Source organism: Rhodococcoides fascians NBRC 12155 = LMG 3623 (assembly GCF_001894785.1).
In the GTDB taxonomy this organism is placed as follows: Bacteria; Actinomycetota; Actinomycetes; order Mycobacteriales; family Mycobacteriaceae; genus Rhodococcoides; species Rhodococcoides fascians.
Genome location: NZ_BCWW01000008.1, coordinates 189,088 through 208,172 on the forward strand (window position 1 = coordinate 189,088; position 19,085 = coordinate 208,172).

General features: G+C 65.1%; 18 protein-coding genes. 14 read left to right on the forward strand and 4 right to left on the reverse strand.

The genetic code is table 11. The features are described 5' to 3' along the window. Positions 1-7: 7 nt before the first annotated feature. The 8 genes from RFA01S_RS17870 to RFA01S_RS17900 all read left to right on the forward strand — a co-directional run bounded on the left by RFA01S_RS17870 (position 8) and on the right by RFA01S_RS17900 (position 8,511). Positions 8-658, forward strand: coding sequence for a cell division protein SepF (locus RFA01S_RS17870; RefSeq protein WP_032368101.1), 651 nt, complete (start codon positions 8-10; stop codon positions 656-658). Between the two features lie 82 nt (positions 659-740). Then, positions 741-1,028: a YggT family protein gene (locus tag RFA01S_RS17875; protein WP_027497338.1), complete on the forward strand. Its 288-nt coding sequence runs from the start codon at positions 741-743 to the stop codon at positions 1,026-1,028. 160 nt (positions 1,029-1,188) lie between these two features. Further along, positions 1,189-2,043, forward strand: a complete 855-nt coding sequence (wag31, locus tag RFA01S_RS17880; RefSeq protein ID WP_032368100.1) for a DivIVA-like cell division protein Wag31 — start codon at positions 1,189-1,191, stop codon at positions 2,041-2,043. 77 nt (positions 2,044-2,120) lie between these two features. Beyond that, the gene (locus tag RFA01S_RS27850) at positions 2,121-2,297 is read left to right on the forward strand and encodes a hypothetical protein (RefSeq protein WP_032368099.1); all 177 of its coding nucleotides are present in this window, start codon (positions 2,121-2,123) and stop codon (positions 2,295-2,297) included. Positions 2,298-2,623: 326 nt separating this feature from the next. Then, positions 2,624-5,761: an isoleucine--tRNA ligase gene (gene ileS / locus RFA01S_RS17885; RefSeq protein WP_032406825.1), complete on the forward strand. Its 3,138-nt coding sequence runs from the start codon at positions 2,624-2,626 to the stop codon at positions 5,759-5,761. Positions 5,762-5,771: 10 nt separating this feature from the next. Further along, complete coding sequence (locus RFA01S_RS17890; protein WP_080729221.1) at positions 5,772-6,464, forward strand: peptide deformylase; 693 nt, start codon at positions 5,772-5,774, stop codon at positions 6,462-6,464. A gap of 2 nt (positions 6,465-6,466) precedes the next feature. Then, positions 6,467-7,828, forward strand: coding sequence for a DNA polymerase IV (locus RFA01S_RS17895; protein ID WP_052060551.1), 1,362 nt, complete (start codon positions 6,467-6,469; stop codon positions 7,826-7,828). 197 nt (positions 7,829-8,025) lie between these two features. Further along, positions 8,026-8,511, forward strand: coding sequence for a WKL family lipoprotein (locus RFA01S_RS17900; RefSeq protein ID WP_174557287.1), 486 nt, complete (start codon positions 8,026-8,028; stop codon positions 8,509-8,511). A gap of 94 nt (positions 8,512-8,605) precedes the next feature. On the opposite strand, the gene RFA01S_RS17905 is transcribed toward RFA01S_RS17900, so the two are convergent. After that, the gene (locus RFA01S_RS17905) at positions 8,606-9,346 is read right to left on the reverse strand and encodes a hypothetical protein (RefSeq protein ID WP_032368098.1); all 741 of its coding nucleotides are present in this window, start codon (positions 9,344-9,346) and stop codon (positions 8,606-8,608) included. Beyond that, positions 9,343-10,305 (reverse strand): hypothetical protein, encoded by a 963-nt coding sequence (locus RFA01S_RS17910; RefSeq protein WP_230592093.1) that lies wholly within the window; start codon positions 10,303-10,305, stop codon positions 9,343-9,345. Before RFA01S_RS17910 ends, RFA01S_RS17905 begins: the two co-directional genes overlap by 4 nt. A gap of 92 nt (positions 10,306-10,397) precedes the next feature. Between RFA01S_RS17910 and lspA the strand changes: the two genes are divergently transcribed. From lspA to dnaE, 4 genes are all read left to right on the forward strand, one after another. Beyond that, on the forward strand, positions 10,398-11,030 hold the full coding sequence (gene lspA / locus RFA01S_RS17915) for a signal peptidase II (RefSeq protein WP_032368097.1): 633 nt from the start codon (positions 10,398-10,400) through the stop codon (positions 11,028-11,030). Further along, positions 11,027-11,953 carry an RluA family pseudouridine synthase gene (locus RFA01S_RS17920; protein ID WP_027497328.1) on the forward strand — a complete coding sequence of 309 codons (927 nt, stop codon included), beginning with the start codon at positions 11,027-11,029 and terminating at the stop codon, positions 11,951-11,953. The genes lspA and RFA01S_RS17920 overlap by 4 nt, the downstream gene beginning before the upstream one ends. Then, on the forward strand, positions 11,953-12,612 hold the full coding sequence (locus RFA01S_RS17925; protein ID WP_032374345.1) for a hypothetical protein: 660 nt from the start codon (positions 11,953-11,955) through the stop codon (positions 12,610-12,612). Before RFA01S_RS17920 ends, RFA01S_RS17925 begins: the two co-directional genes overlap by 1 nt. A gap of 145 nt (positions 12,613-12,757) precedes the next feature. Beyond that, complete coding sequence (gene dnaE / locus RFA01S_RS17930; protein ID WP_027497326.1) at positions 12,758-16,294, forward strand: DNA polymerase III subunit alpha; 3,537 nt, start codon at positions 12,758-12,760, stop codon at positions 16,292-16,294. Here the strand turns inward: dnaE and RFA01S_RS17935 are convergent. After that, positions 16,265-16,534 (reverse strand): hypothetical protein, encoded by a 270-nt coding sequence (locus RFA01S_RS17935; protein WP_051365162.1) that lies wholly within the window; start codon positions 16,532-16,534, stop codon positions 16,265-16,267. The two genes, dnaE and RFA01S_RS17935, sit on opposite strands and share 30 nt — an antisense overlap. Positions 16,535-16,698: 164 nt before the next feature. Between RFA01S_RS17935 and RFA01S_RS17940 the strand changes: the two genes are divergently transcribed. Together RFA01S_RS17940 and ilvA are read left to right on the forward strand one after the other, a co-directional pair. Beyond that, a complete protein-coding gene (locus RFA01S_RS17940; RefSeq protein WP_027497325.1) occupies positions 16,699-17,133 on the forward strand; it encodes a nitroreductase family deazaflavin-dependent oxidoreductase in 435 nt (144 codons plus the stop codon). A gap of 69 nt (positions 17,134-17,202) precedes the next feature. Beyond that, positions 17,203-18,558, forward strand: a complete 1,356-nt coding sequence (gene ilvA, locus RFA01S_RS17945; RefSeq protein WP_027497324.1) for a threonine ammonia-lyase IlvA — start codon at positions 17,203-17,205, stop codon at positions 18,556-18,558. 1 nt (position 18,559) lies between these two features. Here the strand turns inward: ilvA and RFA01S_RS17950 are convergent, their stop codons facing one another. Next, positions 18,560-19,084, reverse strand: coding sequence for a TetR/AcrR family transcriptional regulator (locus tag RFA01S_RS17950; protein ID WP_027497323.1), 525 nt, complete (start codon positions 19,082-19,084; stop codon positions 18,560-18,562). Between the last annotated feature and the right edge of the window lies 1 nt (position 19,085).

Sequence of the window (19,085 nt, forward strand, 5' to 3'; positions counted from 1 at the left end):
CAGAACGATGAGCACCCTGCACAAGTTCAAGGCGTACTTCGGCATGGTTCCGCTCGCGGACTACGAGGACGACTACCTCGACGATCCGGACACCCGCCGCAGTCCCCGTGGTGGCCGTGACGGTTACGACGACATCGACGATCGTGACTTCGTCAAGCCGTCGTTCGGTGGCTCGCGGCACGCGCAGGCCGAGGACGATTACGACGATTACGAGGCTCCTCGCCCCGCTGCGACGCTCGCTCCGATCGGTGGACGCGCACGCGGCACAGCAGGACCGTCGACCCGAGGCGCTGCCACCCGTGGCGCGCTGGCGATGGACACCCGCATGGACGTGCGGGCCGAGACGCGACGCAGCCCGATCGTCGACGACGGGGGCCCACTCTCGAAGATCACCACCCTGCGCCCGAGGGACTACAGCGAGGCGCGCACCATCGGTGAGCGTTTCCGTGACGGTACTCCGGTCATCATGGATCTCGTCGAAATGAGCAACGCCGACGCCAAGCGACTCGTGGACTTCGCTGCCGGATTGGCCTTCGCACTCCGAGGATCGTTCGACAAGGTGGCCACGAAGGTGTTCCTGCTTTCGCCCGCCGATGTCGATGTATCCCCGCAGGAGCGCAGGCGAATCGCGGAAACCGGCTTCTACAGCCAGCAGTGATCGTTTCTCCCCTTGGGGCGGCAAGTCGGAGCTGTGACCAGCGCACTTTGCTCAGCCCGGCGAAGTCAGGCAGAGTATAGCCGTGATCGTGTTCACGGTGATCAACATCGTATTGTTTCTTTTTTGGCTCCTTCTCATCGGTCGAATCATCGTCGAGTTCATCAGGACTTTCGCGAGAGATTGGCAACCGACCGGGCTGGTCGTCATCCTTCTGGAGGCGATCTTCACGGTCACCGACCCGCCCGTGAAGTTCCTGCGCAGGATAATTCCGCCGCTCAACCTCGGTGGTGTGCGACTGGACCTGTCGATCATGGTCTTGCTGTTCGTCGTGTTCATTCTGTGGAATGTGACCAGCAGCCTCGCGGCCTGAGGCCGAAGATGGAATGTTAGAACTCGGGACCCAGCGCAAGCTGCGTGTCCCGTGTGACAGAATGGACGCCAGTTACAGTTTGATTGTTCTGCACTCGCGCGGAATGGCATATAACTGAATGCTTGCTCTACCGCCCCAAGACGCGTGAAGGGATCCTTCCATGCCGCTGACTCCAGCTGATGTGCACAACGTTGCGTTCAGCAAGCCGCCCATCGGTAAGCGCGGTTACAACGAAGACGAGGTCGACGCATTTCTCGACCTCGTCGAGCAAGAGTTGTCCCGACTGATCGAAGAGAACGCCGACCTGCGCCAGCGCGTCGGTGAGCTCGACCAGGAGCTTACGGACGCCAAGAACTCTGCGCGCCAGAGCCCACAGTCGGCTCCGGTCGCCGCACCGAAAGCCGAGCCGCAGCGGCCGGTCGATCCCCCCAAGCCGCCACCGGTGGTTCAGCAGCCCGCGCCGGTCGCTCCCGTGGCCGCAGCACCGCAGCAGAGCGGCGACTCCAACATGCAGGCCGCGAAGATTCTCGGTCTCGCGCAGGAGATGGCGGACCGCCTCACCGGCGATGCGAAGACGGAGTCCGAGCAGCTGCTCGGTAATGCGCGCACCAACGCCGAACGTCTGGTGTCGGATGCCCGGGCTCGTTCGGAGTCGATGATGTCCGAAGCGCGGCAGAAGTCCGAGTCGCTGCTCACCGATGCACAGACTCGCTCCGAGACCCAGCTTCGCCAGGCCAAGGAGAAGGCCGACGCATTGCAGGCCGACGCCGAGCGCAAGCACACCGAGATCATGGCGACGATCAACCAGCAGCGGTCCGTGCTGGAAGGTCGCATCGAGCAGCTCAAGACGTTCGAGCGCGAATACCGGGTGCGCCTCAAGTCGTACCTCGAATCGCAGCTCGAAGAGCTCGAGAACCGTTCCTCGGCGCTGCCGGTGGACAACGGCCAGGACAACTTCAACCAGGACAACCAGACGTCCGGCTACAGCCAGTCGTACGCCAAGGGCAACAACTGACGCGATCGTTCTCCGACGCTGCCTCTCGGGGCAGCGTCGGGCTCGGTTGTAGCGTCGAGTGGTGAGCGAGGAATCCTGTGCTGATTCTGACCCTCGGCGCGGCGGCTGTCGGGTTCGGGTTCCTGGTGTTGGCCCTGATGACCGGATCGGTCGTCTGGGCCTGGGCCTGCATCGTGATCTGCATAGTCGGGGCGGTGCTGCTCCTGGTCGGGGCCCTGCTCGGGCGACGGCCACCGCCCGAGATCGACAAGTAGCATCTACGCGGTAGTGCATCAGGCGGGCAGTACATCAGTTCGACGGTTGTCAGACGAAAGAACAATCAGGCGTCGATCCGGCCATCACCGGGGAGCCTTCGGAAGAACGACAGTGACGATTCGGTCTGCAACGACCGAAATGGGCTGTTCAGTAGAACCGAACGGGTGAGCCCGTCACAGCTCGTGTGGAGAGGCTCGGTCCGACGGGTTCCATCGGTCCGAGCAAGCGGGGTGGTACCGCGGTACTCGGCGTCCCCATCGCCGAATGTCGTCCCCGTGCCAATCGATGTCGCGTCCTGTACGCGTCCGGCACGGAGGAGACAGATATGACAGATTCGAGCGCACGCACCGAGAACGCGTCGTACCCGCTGGTGGATCTGGCCGAAGGTCGATCGGGAAGCGTTCCGTTTCCCGATCTCGAGCGCATCGTGCTGCACGAATGGGCCGAGGACGGCACGTTCCGCGCCAGCATCGACAACCGCGCCGATGCCGAGGAATTCGTTTTCTACGACGGACCTCCGTTCGCCAACGGCTTGCCGCACTACGGCCATCTGCTCACCGGGTACGTCAAGGATCTCGTGCCCCGGTTCCAGACCATGCGCGGCAAGAAGGTCGAGCGTCGTTTCGGGTGGGACTGCCACGGCCTTCCCGCCGAATTGGAAGCGGAGAAGCAACTCGGCATCAAGGACAAGTCCGAGATCGACGAGATGGGCCTGGCGAAGTTCAACGCCTACTGCAAGCAATCGGTGTTGCAGTACACCGACGAGTGGCGGGATTACGTCACTCGGCAGGCGCGGTGGGTCGACTTCGACAACGACTACAAGACCCTCGACGTCGACTTCATGGAGTCCGTCATGTGGGCGTTCAAGACGCTCCACGACAAGGGCCTGATCTACCAGGGCTACCGAGTGCTGCCGTACAGCTGGTACGAGCAGACGCCGCTGTCCAACCAGGAGACCCGGCTCGACGACGCCTACAAGATGCGTCAGGACCCCGCGGTCACCGTCACCATGCCCCTGACGGCACCGGGCACACCCCTGGACGGCGCGAACGCACTGATCTGGACCACCACTCCGTGGACTCTGCCGTCGAACCTCGCGATCGCGGTGCATCCGGAGGTGCACTACGTTCAGGTCCGCGGTGCCGACGGTGAGCGTTACGTGCTCGCCTCTGCCCGACTCGCGCACTATGCGAAGGAACTGGGGGAGGAGCCGGAGGTGCTCTCGGAGCACACCGGCGCGGAGTTGGTCGGCCTCGCCTACGCACCGCCCTACGACTTCTTCCTCGGCCACGAGAATGCGCATCGCGTTCTGGAGGCCGATTACGTCACCACCGACTCAGGCACCGGAATCGTCCATCTCGCACCGGCATTCGGTGAGGAGGACATGGACGTCGCCACCGCGAACGGTATCGAGGTCGTGCAACCGCTCGATGCGGGCGGCAAATTCACGTCGTTGGTGCCGCCCTACGAGGGCCTGATGGTGTTCGACGCCAATCCGGTGATCATCAAGGATCTCAAGGCCTCGGGCCGCTTGCTGCGGCACGAGACCATCGAGCACTCGTACCCGCACAGTTGGCGTAGTGGTCAGCCGTTGATCTACATGGCGGTTCCGTCGTGGTTCGTCGCGGTCACCAAGTTCCGCGATCGGATGGTCGAGCTCAACCAGGAGATCACTTGGGTGCCCGAGCACATCAAGGACGGCCAGTTCGGCAAGTGGCTCGAAGGTGCCCGCGACTGGAACATCAGCCGAAACCGGTACTGGGGCAGCCCGATCCCGGCTTGGACGTCCGACGACCCCGCCTACCCTCGTCTCGACGTGTACGGCAGCCTGGACGAACTCGAGCGTGACTTCGGTGTGCGTCCCACCGATCTGCATCGGCCGTACATCGACGACCTGACGCGTCCCAACCCGGACGACCCGACCGGCAAGTCGACCATGCGTCGCGTTCCCGAGGTGCTGGACTGCTGGTTCGAATCGGGCTCGATGCCGTATGCGCAGGTGCACTTCCCGTTCGAGAACGAGGAGTGGTTCCAGACGCACAACCCGGGCGATTTCATCGTCGAATACAACGGTCAGACGCGCGGCTGGTTCTACACCCTGCACGTGCTCGCGACTGCACTGTTCGACCGGCCTGCCTTCAAAACCGTTGCCGCCCATGGCATCGTGCTCGGTGACGACGGTCTGAAGATGAGTAAGTCGAAGGGGAACTACCCGGACGTCAAGGAGGTCTTCGATCGCGACGGCTCGGATGCCATGCGGTGGTTCCTGATGTCGTCGCCGATTCTGCGCGGTGGCAACCTGATCGTCACCGAGCAGGGCATCCGCGAGGGAGTACGGCAGGCGCTGTTGCCGATCTGGAACGCGTGGAGCTTTCTGCAGCTCTACGCGTCGACGCCGGGGCAGTGGCGGACCGATTCTCCGCATGTGCTCGATCGATACGTGCTGGCCAAACTGTCCGCCACGCGGGATGCGATCACCGACGCGCTCGAAGGGAACGACATCGCCGGGGCGTGCGACGAACTGCGTACGTTCTGTGACGCACTGACCAATTGGTATGTGCGACGGTCACGTTCACGCTTCTGGGGCGAGGACGCCGACGCGATCGACACCCTGCACACGGTGCTCGAAGTGCTCACCCGCATCGCCGCTCCGTTGTTGCCGTTGATCAGTGAGGTGGTCTGGCGCGGGTTGGCCGGTGGCCGATCGGTGCACCTGACGGATTGGCCGACGGCCGACGAGTTGCCGTCCGACCCGGAGCTGGTCGACAGCATGGACGAGGTTCGTACCGTGTGCTCCACGGTGCTCGGTCTGCGTAAGGCACAGAATCTGCGCGTGCGGCTGCCGCTGCCCGAGGTGACCGTCGCGGCCGCCGACGCCGAGCGTCTGCGTCCGTTCCTCGACATCATCGCCGACGAGGTCAACGTCAAGAAGGTGGATCTGACCGAAGACGTTGCCGTGCACGGCAAATTCGAGCTCGTCGTGAACGCACGCGCTGCCGGGCCGCGAATCGGCAAGGATGTCCAGAAGGTCATCAAGGCAGTCAAGGCCGGTGACTGGTCCGAGGACGAAGACGGTGTCGTGAGCGCCGCAGGCATTGCGTTGCTGCCCGAGGAGTACACCCGCAGACTCGTTGCCGCGGAGCCGGAATCGACGGCACCGCTGCCCGGGAACGCAGGACTCGTGGTGCTCGATTCGGCGGTCACCGAAGAGCTGGAGGCCGAGGGTTGGGCCAAGGACCGCATCCGTGAGCTGCAGGATGCGCGTCGTAGCCACGGACTCGATGTGTCCGACCGTATCGACATCGTCATCGAGGTACCCGAACATCGACGGGCGTGGCTGGACGCTCATCGGGATCTGATCGCGCGCGAGGTACTCGCGTTGTCGCTGGTCGACGGCTCGGTCGGCGACGACGGCAGCGATCTCGGTGAGGGAGTTCGGGCAGCGATCACGAAGTCGTCGTGACCGAGGGCATATGAGCGAGGGGCACCGGGTCGTCGTGACCGAGGAGGAGGTGGTCGATGCCGTCCACGAGCGTCTCTCCGAGGCTCGCGGCGGCGTCGTTCCCATCGTCGCCGCCGGCCATCCGGTGCTGCGTGCCCCGGCGCTGCGCTACACCGGCCAGCTCGAGCGTGATGTGTTGACGGAGTTGATCGAGGTGATGCGTGCGACGATGCACGATGCGCCCGGTGTCGGCCTTGCTGCACCGCAGATCGGAATTCCGTTGCAGATCGCGGTGATCGAGGATCTCTTCGATGTCGCCGAGGGCGTCGCCCGGGTCCGGGAGCGCACCCCGTTGTCGTTCCGAGCGTTGATCAATCCTCGGTACACCCCGGTAGGGCGACGCACGGCCTCGTTCTACGAGGGCTGCCTCAGTGTGCCGGGGTATCAGGCCGTCGTCACCCGCGCCGCGGAAGTCCGGCTTCTGTGCACCGACGAGACCGGCCGAGAGATCGACGAGGTGGTGCGTGGCTGGCCCGCACGGATCGTGGCCCACGAGAGCGATCACCTCGCCGGCACGCTGTACATCGATCGTGCGCACACACGGTCGCTGACCACGACGGAGCAGTACTCCGCACGGTGGTCCGATCCCGGACCGGAGCGGGCCGCACGTGTGCTCGGCTTCGGTGCCGACGCCCCGTCCGAGCCGCCCGACGGCCGTCGTTGACCATGCCCGACAGTGTCGATCGGACTCTGCGGAGCCGGCGTTGGGTGTTGCATCTGGACATGGACGCGTTCTTCGCGTCTGCCGAGCAGCTGACTCGGCCGACGCTGCGGGGTCGGCCGGTGTTGGTCGGCGGTGCAGGCGGCAGAGGCGTGGTGGCCGGGTGCAGCTACCAGGCCCGGGCGTTCGGGGCTCGTTCGGCGATGCCGATGCATCAGGCCCGTCGACTCGTCGGTGCGAGCGCAGTGGTCCTGCCGCCGCGGTTCCCGCTGTACTCGGAGCTGAGCAGACGTGCCTTCGAGGCGCTTCGGGTGCGCATGCCCGTGCTGGAACAGCTCTCGATCGACGAGGCCTTCGGCGAGCCGCTCGAGCTGGCGGGCGCGACGGTGGCCGAGGTCGAGCGCTTCTGTGCCGATCTGCGGGCGCTGGTACTGGCAGAGACCGGGCTCGTCGCCTCCATCGGTGCCGGGTCCGGGAAACAGATCGCCAAGATCGCGTCGGGTCTGGCCAAACCCGATGGAATCACGGTGGTAGCGCCCGGCATCCAGGCCGAGTTGATGGCCGATCTGCCGGTGCGCAAGTTGTGGGGGATCGGCCCTGTTGCCGGAGAACGGTTGCACCGCTTGGGGATCGACACCATCGGCAAGTTCGTGGCTACGCCCGAGTCGGAAGTGGCGTCGATTCTCGGTGCGACCATGGGCCCGAGCCTGCATCAGCTGGCGCGCGGCATCGACAACCGGATGGTGGCCGAGCGGGCCGAGGCCAAGCAGGTCAGTGCCGAGACGACGTTCGCGAACGACCTGACGACTCTCGCTCAACTACGCCCGGCGATCGAGTCCATCGTCGAGTCGACTCATCGCCGGTTGCTGAAGGACGGCCGGGGGGCCCGCACGGTCGTGCTCAAGTTGCGTAAGTCCGACATGAGCATCATCACCAGATCGGCGACATTGCCCTACGCGACGGTGGACAAGCAGACGATCGTGGCCACTGCTCAGCGGTTGGCGGTCGATCCGGTGGATGTCGGACCGATCCGGCTCGTCGGTGTAGGGCTCGCCGGTTTGTCCGCGGTTCGGCAAGGATCGTTGTTCCCCGAACTCGAGTACGAGCCGGTTGCTCCGGTCCCGGACGAGCCGTTACCCGCGACGGAGGAGGCCGCGAATCTCGCCGTCGTCGAGGACGGTCCGCGGTGGCAACCGGGTATGGACGTTCGGCATGTTCGGTACGGTCACGGGTGGGTGCAGGGCGCGGGACACTCGGTGGTGACGGTCCGTTTCGAGACACGGACCACCGGTCCGGGAACGGCCCGCACCTTTGCAGAATCGGACACCGACCTGGTCGTGGCCGATGTTCTGGACAGCTTGGCGTGAGTTGTGGCGCGGCTGAGGAAACTCTGTGAGGTTTCACAGGTATGCCCTTCGCGTTGTGACTCGGGCGAGTCGAGCTGACATAGTGGACTCGGTCCGAGACGACCCCAATACAGACGACCGACGAGTCACAGAACGATCGATACGTGACTCAGAGTGAAAAGGACAAGCACTTGAAGCTTCGCAACACCCGACGGGCCATGGTTGCCGGTATCGCCATCGCCGGTGCACTGACGATGTCTGCCTGCAGCTCCGGTGGCGGCGACGAGCCGACGGCCACGACGACGACGGCTGCCACCACCACCGCCGCGCCACCCGCGGGCGGGGACTACCCGCCGGTGCCCACCGTCGAGCAGCTCAACACCGAGCTCAACCGCGGACTCGATCCCAACGTTCCGGTCGAGGAGAAGGCTGCTCTGATCCAGGGTGCGTCCGAGGATCCGGGTCTGATCAACCAGGTTGCCGCCGCTGCTGTGGCCAACAACGCACAGATCGAGATCACCAGCATCGACGATCTGGGCACCGGTGAGCTCAACGCCGGTATCACCATCACCCTCAACGGCCAGGCCAACCCCGGCACGTTCAAGTTCGTCCCCGAGGACGGTGTGTGGAAGCTCTCCAAGGAGAACGCCTGCGGCATCGTTTCTCTCGCGCAGCTGACCAGCCCGGCGTGCCCCGCACCCTGAGTCCTGCCGATCGTCTCTGACCAACCGCGAACTGCCGGTGACACCCTTTTTCGAGAGGGCGTCACCGGCAGTTCGTCTTGTGTAGGGACGGCGGTCAGGCGCTGGGCACGGCCGATCGAATGCGATCCGCTGCAGACCCCGCGACGGCGGTGACGGTCTCCGGTTCGAGTCCGCTCTGGTCGGAGACGACGATCTGCACCACGGTCGAGTCGACCACCGCCACCACGACGTCGGAGACCAGCGTGAAGCCCTCGCTCGTGGTGGTCAGTCGAATCGATGCGGACGCGTCGCCGATGGTCGTCTGGTCACGCCCCGCCACCGAGTAGTCGACGCCGATACCGTCCGCGTCGGTTCCGGTGAACGTCGAGCACTCGGCCCACGCTCGCTGAATGTTCGCGAAAGCCTCGGCGGCTCCCGGCACGGGATAGCTCGCCGCGTCCTCGTCGATCGACGAGAAATTCGGCCCGGAGAAGCGAACCACGGCGCTCGACGCGGCTCCGGCCTGCTGTTGCGATACCGGCGCGAGGACGGCGGCGCACTCGGCCGGGTCGGTGCTCGAGCGATCAGGCGAGTCGTACTCCGGTGCCGGATCCAATCCCAGATCACGAACCGGATCGGGAATCGAGGAGAAGCCGTCCGGCAGGTCTGCGAGTCCCAGCATCGCGGCAGTCAGCGCGGCCGGATCGGTGATGGGCGGACCGCGCAGCGGGTCGGGAGCCGCGACGGTGGTGACGGCAGGCGTGGCCGTTTCGGCAGGCTCGTTCGTGCTGCATCCGGTGGCAGCGATCCCGAGAATCGACAACGTCGCCAGTACTCGGGTGGCAGCGCGCGTCATCGGGCGGTCCAGGTGATCGAATCGCCGACGGTTTGCCGAAGCACCGTGGTGCTGTCGGGGTCGGTGTACATCTGCTCGCCGCCCGCGGTGATCGCACCTCCGACCGGAAGTGGTCGGGAGAGATCGACGTCGAGTGTTCCCGCGCCCGTGAAGGTGTAGGACGCGATGTTGAGCGTGCCCGCATTGTCGGGCAGATTCCACACCGACGATTCGGGCGTCTGGGTGATGGCCACGTCGAGGGTCGCGCGGTCGCCGTCGAGTGCACGCAAGGTGACCGTGGTGCGCTGGTTCAGTGTGATGCCGCTGAGCACTTGCTGATCGACGGTCCAGACCGCGCCGACCCCCACTTCCGCCTCGGGAAAGTCGATGGATCGGTACACGGCCGCGTTCAAGGAGCGTTCGATCGCGGCTCGGGCGGTATCGAGGGCATCGTCGGCCGGCGTGATGTGCAGAGCGGTGATCGCTCCGGAATCGGTCCTGGCCAATCGTGCAGTCGATCCATCGGATGCGGAGAGTGCGTCGGTCAGTCCAGCGTCCGGTGACGTCGCCGCCCCGATGGTCAGCTCGACGGAGGTCGTGGCCCCGCTCGACGCGTCCTCGTCCGGCACGGTGTCGGACGCCGAGGCAGTCAGCGGCACGGTCAGTTCCGGACTGGAGAAGTCCTGCGGCGCAGCAGCATTGATCTGTTGCTGCACGGTCGAGGTGGTGGTGAGGTCGACGCTCTGGTTCTGCGCGTCCGTGTCGGAGCTGTCGAAGGTGAGCGCGCGCCGTGGCTCGCTACCGGGATCGACGACGGTGGTGGTCGTGGGCGTCACCGCGATCGTGACCTCGTTCGAGGACGGGGTCTGCTCGGGTGCAGGATCTGGATCACCGCTCGAGCATCCGGCCAGTAGAGCCACTGCGCAGGATGCGGCCACGAAGCCGGAGCGGACGGTGCGGGTGCGTTCGGTCGACTTCACGGGCACCAGGCTACTGATGACACCGTGTGCGCAGACCGCTACCACGCGGCTCGGATGCGGACCGAAGGTTGTCGATGCGCCATGATGGACGGGTGAGTGACGACCGACCCGACGATCCGACCACCGAGACCAGTGCAACCCCCGAACCCAGCGAGGCTGCAGACGGGCAGGTGTCCGACGCCGGCAGTGCTGTGCTTCGGCCCGCCGCACCTTTGCGGACCCGACTCCTGGTGGCGATCGCTGCAGTGATTCTGCTGTTCGACCTGATCACGAAGATCGTGGTGGTGCACTTCGTGAAGCCTGGAAACCCGATCGAGATCATCGGCGACGTCGTGACACTGCGGCTGGTGCGCAATCCCGGAGCGGCGTTCTCCATGGCCACCGGAATGACGTGGTTGTTGACGCTGGTCGCCGTGGCCGTGGTGATCGGGGTCGTGAAGATCGGTCGAACGCTGCGTTCGCCGTGGTGGGCGCTGGGTCTGGGTCTGGTTCTCGGCGGCGCTCTGGGCAACCTGATCGACCGGTTCTTCCGCGCACCGGGCCCGTTCCAGGGTCACGTGGTCGATTTCGTATCGGTGGGATGGTGGCCGGTGTTCAATGTCGCCGACTCGTCCATCGTGTGCGGGGCCATCCTGCTCGTCGCGCTCAGCCTGTTCGGTTTCGAGCCCAACGGCGAACGGGTGACGAAGTCCACGTCCGATGCCCCGCAGAAGGCCGACTCGTGAGGGAATCGCGTTCCATGCCGGTGCCCGACGGTTTGGACGGCATGCGCGTCGACGCCGGCCTGGCGCGACTTCTCGGGCTCTCGCGCACGGTCGCCGCAGCCTTGGCCGAAGAGGGCTCGGTGCTGGTCGATCACAGTGCCGTCGGGAAGTCCGATCGCCTCTCGGGTGGGTCGTGGCTCGAAGTGACTCTGCCCGAACCTGCACGTGAGCTGACGATCGAGGCCGAGCCGGTCGAAGGTATGGAGATTCTCTACGCCGACGACGACGTCGTGGCCGTGGACAAGCCCGTGGGCGTCGCCGCGCACGCCAGTGTGGGCTGGACCGGGCCGACCGTCATCGGCGGCCTCGCGGCCGCCGGTTTCCGAATCTCCACGTCCGGCGCGCACGAGCGTCAGGGCATCGTGCACCGACTCGATGTGGGAACGTCCGGGGTGATGGTGGTCGCGACGTCCGAACGGGCATACACCGTGCTCAAGCGGGCGTTCAAGGCTCGTACGATCGACAAGCGTTATCACGCCCTGGTGCAGGGACATCCGGATCCGAGCAGTGGAACCATCGATGCTCCGATCGGACGGCACGGCAGCAACGACTGGAAGTTCGCCGTCCGCGCGGACGGCAAGCCCAGCGTCACCCACTACGACACGGTCGAGGCCTTCCAGGCCGCGAGCCTGCTGGACGTCCACCTGGAAACCGGTCGCACACACCAGATCCGCGTGCACTTCTCGGCGCTGCGGCACCCGTGTTGCGGCGACCTGACCTACGGGGCCGACCCGCGGTTGGCCGAACGGTTGGGCCTGGAACGTCAGTGGCTGCACGCGCGTTCGCTCGGCTTCGCGCACCCGTCCGACGGCCGCTGGGTCGAGATCGAGAGCAAGTACCCGGCAGACCTCGAACACGCTCTCGAGGTGCTCCGGAAGGCGTGATGCGCGGAGTCTCGGGTGTGGTCGGTGTCGTCGTCACGATCGCTCTGGTGGTCGGTGGCCTGGCCGTCGTCGGCCATCTGAACCCGCAACGGCAGCTGCGCGTGGGCACCGACCGGCTCGGCCCGGAGAGCGGCGAGCAGGTGACCGACTACCTGGCTCGCGCCGAGGCGAGTCTGCTCGGCAACGATGCCGAACCTCGCTGGGGATCGGTGTCGTTCGATCGCGAACTCACCGCCGAACAGGCCTACGCCGCCGCGAACGGCGTGCGCATCTCGATGGTGCTCTTTCGAGTACCGCTCGATCGCGTGCAAACTCCGATCCTCACAGTCGGTGTTCCCGGCAGTGAACGGTCGATACTGAATGCGACCGCGCGCGCTGCCGGCCAGATCCAGGAATCGTTCGGCGTGGAGGACCGGCAGGCTCAGATAGACGCTGTGTCGCAGCGCCGGTTGCTGAGCGGATGCGCATGCGTGGTGACGGTGGTCGTGCGGGGCACCGCGGCCGAGTTGAGCGAGGTGGCAGGCCGCGACGGGGTGCGGGCGGTGGAGGCACTTCCGCCCGACGCGGTGTCCGGGAAGTTCGCCGTCGAGCCGTTGCTTCCGGAGTACATCGACGTCGTCGGGCCGCTGCCGGACGACGGGCCGGTTCCCGCCGAATGAGGCAACTTCAGTCTCGTTCGTCACACCCGTCACGTCCTCCCAGGACACACCGTCGGCCTGAAAAATCTGTCGGTTCCACCGCCTAGAGTGGGTGCATTCGCGGCTCGTATTTTCGAAAACGCACGACCTTCAGGAGAGAACCTTCGTGGCCGATTCGTTCGTTCATCTGCACAACCACACCGAATATTCGATGCTCGACGGTGCCGCCAAGATCGGGGCCATGTTCGCGGAGGCGGCGCGGTTGGAGATGACGGCGGTCGGCATGACCGACCACGGCAACATGTACGGAGCCAGCGAGTTCTACAACGAGGCCAAGAAGGCCGGCATCAAGCCGATCATCGGTATCGAGGCCTACATCGCTCCCGAATCCCGATTCAACAAGAAGCGCGTGCTGTGGGGCGACCGAAGCCAGAAGTCCGACGACGTCTCCGGTAGCGGTGCGTACACGCACATGACGATGGTGGCGGAGAACGCGACCGGCGTGCGCAATCTGTTCAAGCTGTCCTCGCTGGCGTCCATCGAGGGTCAGCTCGGCAAGTGGGCCCGGATGGACGAGGAGATCATCGCTCAGCACGCCGAGGGCATCATCGCCACCACCGGCTGCCCGTCCGGTGAGGTTCAGACGCGCCTACGTCTGGGCCAGGACCGCGAAGCACTCGAGGCCGCGGCCAAGTGGCAGGAGATCTGGGGACCGGACAACTTCTTCCTCGAGTTGATGGACCACGGTCTGTCCATCGAGCGACGAGTCCGAGAGGGCCTGCTCGACATCGGCAAGAAGCTGTCCATTCCGCCGTTGGCCACCAACGACTGCCACTACGTCACCAAGGACGCCGCCGAGAACCACGAGGCTCTGCTGTGCATCCAGACCGGTAAGACGCTCAGCGATCCCACTCGCTTCAAGTTCGACGGCGACGGCTACTACCTCAAGTCCGCTGCCGAGATGCGTGCTCTCTGGGACGACGAGGTACCCGGTGCATGCGACAGCACGCTCCTCATCGCCGAGCGAGTCCAGCCCTACGACGAGGTGTGGGCGCACCGCGACCGGATGCCCATCTTCCCGGTTCCCGAGGGATACACGCAGGGAACGTGGCTGCGGCACGAGGTCATGACCGGACTCGAACGTCGGTTCCCCGACGGTCCGGCCGAGGATTACCTCGCGCGAGCGGAGTACGAGATCAAGGTGATCCTGGAGATGGGCTTCCCGGCCTACTTCCTCGTGGTCGGCGACCTCATCAACCACGCGAAAGCGGTCGGCATCCGCGTCGGACCGGGCCGTGGTTCCGCCGCCGGATCCCTGGTTGCCTACGCCATGGGCATCACCAACATCGATCCGCTCCCGCACGGATTGCTCTTCGAGCGATTCCTCAACCCCGAGCGTGTGTCGATGCCCGATATCGATATCGACTTCGACGATCGTCGTCGCGGTGAGATGGTGCGCTACGCCACGGAGAAGTGGGGTAGCGACCGGGTTGCGCAGGTCATCACCTTCGGCACCATCAAGACCAAGGCTGCCATCAAGGACTCCGCACGTGTGCAGTTCGGCCAGCCCGGTTTCGGCATCGCCGATCAGATCACCAAGGCTCTGCCGCCACCCATCATGGCCAAGGACATCTCGGTGGCCGGCATCACCGATCCGTCGCACGAGCGCTACAAGGAGGCCGTCGAGGTCCGAGCGCTCATCGACTCCAACCCCGACGTGGCCACGATCTACAAGACGGCCAAGGGCCTCGAAGGCCTGATCCGCAACGCGGGCGTGCACGCCTGCGCGGTCATCATGTCCTCGGAGCCGCTCACCGACGCAATCCCGGTGTGGAAGCGGGCCCAGGACGGCGCGATCATCACCGGCTGGGACTACCCGTCGTGCGAGGCCATCGGCCTGCTGAAGATGGACTTCCTCGGTCTGCGAAACCTCACGGTCATCGGCGACGCGATCGACAACATCAAGGCCAACCGCGGCATCGACATCGATCTCGACGCGTTGCCGCTCGACGATCCGGCGACCTTCGAATTGCTTTCTCGCGGAGACACTCTCGGTGTTTTCCAGCTCGACGGCAGCGCGATGCGCGACCTGCTGCGCCGCATGCAGCCCACCGGTTTCGAGGACATCGTCGCCGTGCTGGCGCTGTACCGCCCGGGTCCGATGGGCATGAACTCGCACAACGACTACGCCGACCGCAAGAACGGGCGGCAGGAGGTCAAGCCGATTCACCCTGAGCTCGAAGAGCCGCTCAAGGTGATTCTCGGCGAGACGTACGGCCTGGTGGTCTACCAGGAGCAGATCATGCAGCTCGCGCAGAAGGTCGCCGGGTACACCCTGGGCCAGGCCGACCTGCTGCGTCGTGCCATGGGAAAGAAGAAGCTCTCCGAGCTGGAGAAGGCGTACGCCGGATTCCGTCAGGGCATGTTGGACAACGGCTTCTCCGAGGCCGCGATCAAGGCGCTGTGGGACACCGTGCTCCCGTTCGCCGGCTACGCGTTCAACAAGTCGCACTCGGCCGGATACGGCCTGGTCTCGTACTGGACGGCGTACCTCAAGGCCAACTATCCGGCCGAGTACATGGCCGGCCTGCTCACCAGTGTCGGTGACGACAAGGACAAGGCCGCGATCTACCTGGCCGACTGCCGCAAGCTCGGCATCACGGTGCTGCCACCGGACGTCAACGAATCCGAGCTCAACTTCGCATCGGTGGGCAAGGACATCCGGTTCGGTCTCGGCGCGGTGCGCAACGTCGGCACGAACGTGGTCGCATCGATCATCAGAGCGCGGTCGGAGAAGTCCAAATACACGGACTTCTCGGACTACCTGGGCAAGATCGACGCGATCGCGTGCAGCAAGAAGGTCACCGAATCTCTCATCAAGGCAGGCGCTTTCGACTCTCTCGATCATCCGCGCAAGGGTCTGATGTTGATCCATGCCGACGCGATCGATGCGGTGATGGGCACCAAGAAGGCCGAGGCGATCGGACAGTTCGATCTGTTCGGCGGTGAGGACGCCGACGAGTCCATCTCCTCGGTGTTCAACGTCCGCGTGCCGGACGAGGAGTGGGAGTCCAAGCACCGTCTGGCCCTCGAGCGCGAGATGCTCGGTCTCTACGTCTCCGGCCACCCGCTGCTCGGTGTCGAGCACATGTTGGCCGCGAAGTCCGACTGCAACATCCCGACGATCCTCGAAGGGGACATCAAGGACGGCACTCAGGTCACCGTCGGCGGAATTCTGGCCTCGGTGAACCGGCGGATCAACAAGAACGGTCTGACGTGGGCGTCGGCTCAGCTCGAGGACCTTGCCGGCGGCATCGAGGTGCTGTTCTTCCCACAGGCCTACTCGGTGTTCGGTGCCGACGTCACCGAGGACTCGGTGGTGCTCGTCAAGGGTCGCGTGTCGGTGCGTGACGACCGGGTGTCGTTGATTGCGAACGATCTTGCGGTGCCGGATCTTTCGGCGATCGGTATCGACAAGCCGCTCGCGGTGAGTTTGCCGACGCGACTGTGCACGGCAGACAAGGTCGGCGCGCTCAAGCGGGTGTTGATCAGCCACCCAGGGACCTCGGACGTCCATCTACGTTTGGTCAGTGGCGACAAGATCACCACGATGAAGCTCGACGACAGTTTGCGGGTAACGCCGACGTCGGCGCTGATGGGAGACCTGAAGGCGCTACTGGGGCCCGGCTGCCTGACGGGGTGAGCCGGTCCGGGCGGGGTGGACCTCGGTCAATCGGAGAGTCCACCACGCGGCGACTGCGACTGCCGCGCCGCCGAGGACGGCTGCCTGCAGTGATCCGACCAGCGCGAGGGTGGCGACGAATACGACGAGCCCGATCGCCAATGACTCGAGCTTGTACAGAGGCCAATCGACTCCGGCGACATCGACCGTGCGCAGGGCGGGGACAGTTCGACGGCTCACCTGGTTGCTCGTGTAGGTCATCGCGTCCTCCTCGGGTACGCCCGTCCGGTTCGATGATTCGGGTGTCCGGCGGGTGAAGTTCAGACTATACCCACGCAAAGATTCGGTCCACCGAACTCATGGTTCCGAGCTGCGACGATCGAGATTCGGTGGCGTCTCGGCGGCCGTGGGTGTTGACTGAAACCATGCCATTGACAGGAGAATACGAACCGAGTTCATCCGACTGGGCCCGAAAGCAGGCCGAGCTGTACGAGAACTCCGGCGGAACCGAAGGCACGACGATGAACGGGATGCCGGTCGTGCTGCTGACCACCAAGGGAAACAAGAGCGGAAAGCTGCGCAAGTCGCCGTTGATGCGGGTGGAACACGATGGGGAGTACGCCATCGTGGCCTCCCTCGGTGGTGCGCCGAAGCACCCCGTCTGGTACTTCAACGTCAAGGCCGAGCCGCTGGTGGAGCTGCAGGACGGACCCGAAAAGCATGATTACGTCGCTCGGGAGGTAACCGGCGACGAGAAAGCCGTGTGGTGGGAGCGCTCGGTCGCGGTCTACCCCGATTACGCGGATTACCAGAAGAAGACCGACCGGGAGATCCCGGTGTTCGTCCTCGCGCGCGCCTGAGCGCGATCGGCCTGCCCGTGGAACGGTCCCGAGTGGGTGACCGTTCCACGCTGGTGGCAGCATGTGCTGGTGTCTTCATCACCTGAGCTCGCCTCCCAGCACCCCTCGTCGGTAGCCGTCACCGCGGCCGACATCGATGCAGCTGCGATGCGAATTTCCTCGGTGGTCGCCGCGACACCCCTGCAGTTGTGCGAGCGCCTGTCGGCAGAGACCGGAGCGACGGTCTACCTCAAACGCGAAGACCTGCAGATCGTCCGCTCGTACAAGATTCGCGGCGCGTACAACCTGATGGATCAGTTGACCGAGGCCGAGCGCAGCGTCGGCGTGGTCACGGCGAGTGCCGGGAACCACGCGCAGGGTGTGGCATTCGCCTGTCGGTCCATGCAGGTGCGAGGTCGGATCTACGTGCCGGCCAACACCCCCAAGCAGAAGCGTGACCGAATCAGGGTGCACGGAGGCGACTTCGTGGAGCTCATTGTCATCGGCGACACGTTCGACGCCGCAGCTGCCGCGGCTGCCGCAGACGTGGCCCGTACCGGTGCCACCATGGTCCCGCCGTTCGACGATCCACGAACGGTGGCGGGCCAAGGGACGATCGCCAAGGAAATCGTCGATCAGCTCGGCGGCGCACCCGATGTGGTGGTGATGCCCGTCGGCGGGGGCGGCTGCATCGCGGGTATCTCCAGTTATCTGCGTGAGCGCGCTCCGCAGACATCGTTGGTCGGCGTCGAACCATCCGGTGCTGCGTCGATGACCGCTGCGTTGATTGCTGGTGGGCCGGTGACGCTGTCGGATATCGATCCGTTCGTCGACGGGGCGGCGGTCCGGCGTATCGGCGATGTTCCGTACTCGGCGCTGCAGTCGTTGGGCGCGACGGTGGTGTCCCATGCATCGTTGCCCCTGATCACCGCGCCGGTGTTCGAAAGCTCCGGCCCCGGTGCGTTCCTGATCACCCAGATCGACGAGGGCGCGGTCTGTACCGCAATGCTCGAGCTGTACCAGAACGAAGGGGTCATCGCCGAGCCCGCAGGCGCATTGGCGGTCGCCGCGCTCGAGCATCTCGACATCGCACCGGGAAGTACCGTCGTGTGCCTGGTGTCCGGGGGAAACAACGACGTCTCACGGTACGGCGAGATTCTCGAACGATCGCTCGTCCACCTCGGCCTCAAGCACTACTTCCTCGTGGACTTTCCGCAGGAGCCCGGCGCACTGCGTCGGTTTCTCGACGAGGTACTCGGGCCCGAGGACGACATCACCCTGTTCGAGTACGTCAAGCGAAACAACCGGGAGACCGGTGCCGCGCTCGTCGGCATCCAACTCGGTGCGGCGCACGGCCTTTCGGCCCTCCTCGAACGTATGCGGTCCTCGCACCTTCAGGTGGAGCAGCTGGAGCCGGGTTCGCCGGTCTACCGCTACTTGACCTGAGTCACCGACCCAGCAGGCGGTCGACCACCCGCTTGTGCAGTTCGGGGTCGACGGCGGGCAGGTCGAGGACGGCTCCGAGGTATATCCCGTCGCCGACGAGTCGGATGATCTCGGCCTGCACCGGATCGTCGATCTCGGTACGTAAGCCCTCGTCCCACTGCTGCATCATGTCCGTGACGGCGTCCTGCACCTCACCGGAGTTGCCGTCGACGCTGCGCAGTGCCGCCAGCGTGGAGCGGTAGAGCGCGATTTCCTTCTCCGAGATGCAATCGGGTGGTTGCAGATACCACTCCGCTACGGAGGTGCCACCTGCGCCGGCGTCGGCTCTCTGCTGATCGGCCTGAACGGCGAGTCGTCGGACCATGGCAGCGACCAGCGCGTCCTTGGTCTTGAAGTGGTACAGCAAGCCGCCCTTCGATACCCCGGCGGCGGCAGCGACGCTGTCCAGGGTCACTTTGGTCATGCCGTGTTCGAGGAGCAACGTCTCGAGCGAATCCAGAATTCGGTCGCGTGTGTCAGATGACATG

Excerpts from the sequence above, each read along its gene's own strand:
- RFA01S_RS17900 (WP_174557287.1), top strand. The coding sequence starts at position 8,026 with ATGGTTGCCGGTATCGCCATCGCCGGTGCACTGACGATGTCTGCCTGC.
- RFA01S_RS17950 (WP_027497323.1), bottom strand. The coding sequence starts at position 19,084 with ATGTCATCTGACACACGCGACCGAATTCTGGATTCGCTCGAGACGTTG.
- RFA01S_RS17940 (WP_027497325.1), top strand. The coding sequence starts at position 16,699 with ATGCCATTGACAGGAGAATACGAACCGAGTTCATCCGACTGGGCCCGA.
- RFA01S_RS17925 (WP_032374345.1), top strand. The coding sequence starts at position 11,953 with ATGCGCGGAGTCTCGGGTGTGGTCGGTGTCGTCGTCACGATCGCTCTG.
- RFA01S_RS17935 (WP_051365162.1), bottom strand. The coding sequence starts at position 16,534 with ATGACCTACACGAGCAACCAGGTGAGCCGTCGAACTGTCCCCGCCCTG.
- ileS (WP_032406825.1), top strand. The coding sequence starts at position 2,624 with ATGACAGATTCGAGCGCACGCACCGAGAACGCGTCGTACCCGCTGGTG.
- wag31 (WP_032368100.1), top strand. The coding sequence starts at position 1,189 with ATGCCGCTGACTCCAGCTGATGTGCACAACGTTGCGTTCAGCAAGCCG.
- RFA01S_RS17870 (WP_032368101.1), top strand. The coding sequence starts at position 8 with ATGAGCACCCTGCACAAGTTCAAGGCGTACTTCGGCATGGTTCCGCTC.
- RFA01S_RS17895 (WP_052060551.1), top strand. The coding sequence starts at position 6,467 with ATGCCCGACAGTGTCGATCGGACTCTGCGGAGCCGGCGTTGGGTGTTG.
- RFA01S_RS17890 (WP_080729221.1), top strand. The coding sequence starts at position 5,772 with ATGAGCGAGGGGCACCGGGTCGTCGTGACCGAGGAGGAGGTGGTCGAT.
- RFA01S_RS17905 (WP_032368098.1), bottom strand. The coding sequence starts at position 9,346 with ATGACGCGCGCTGCCACCCGAGTACTGGCGACGTTGTCGATTCTCGGG.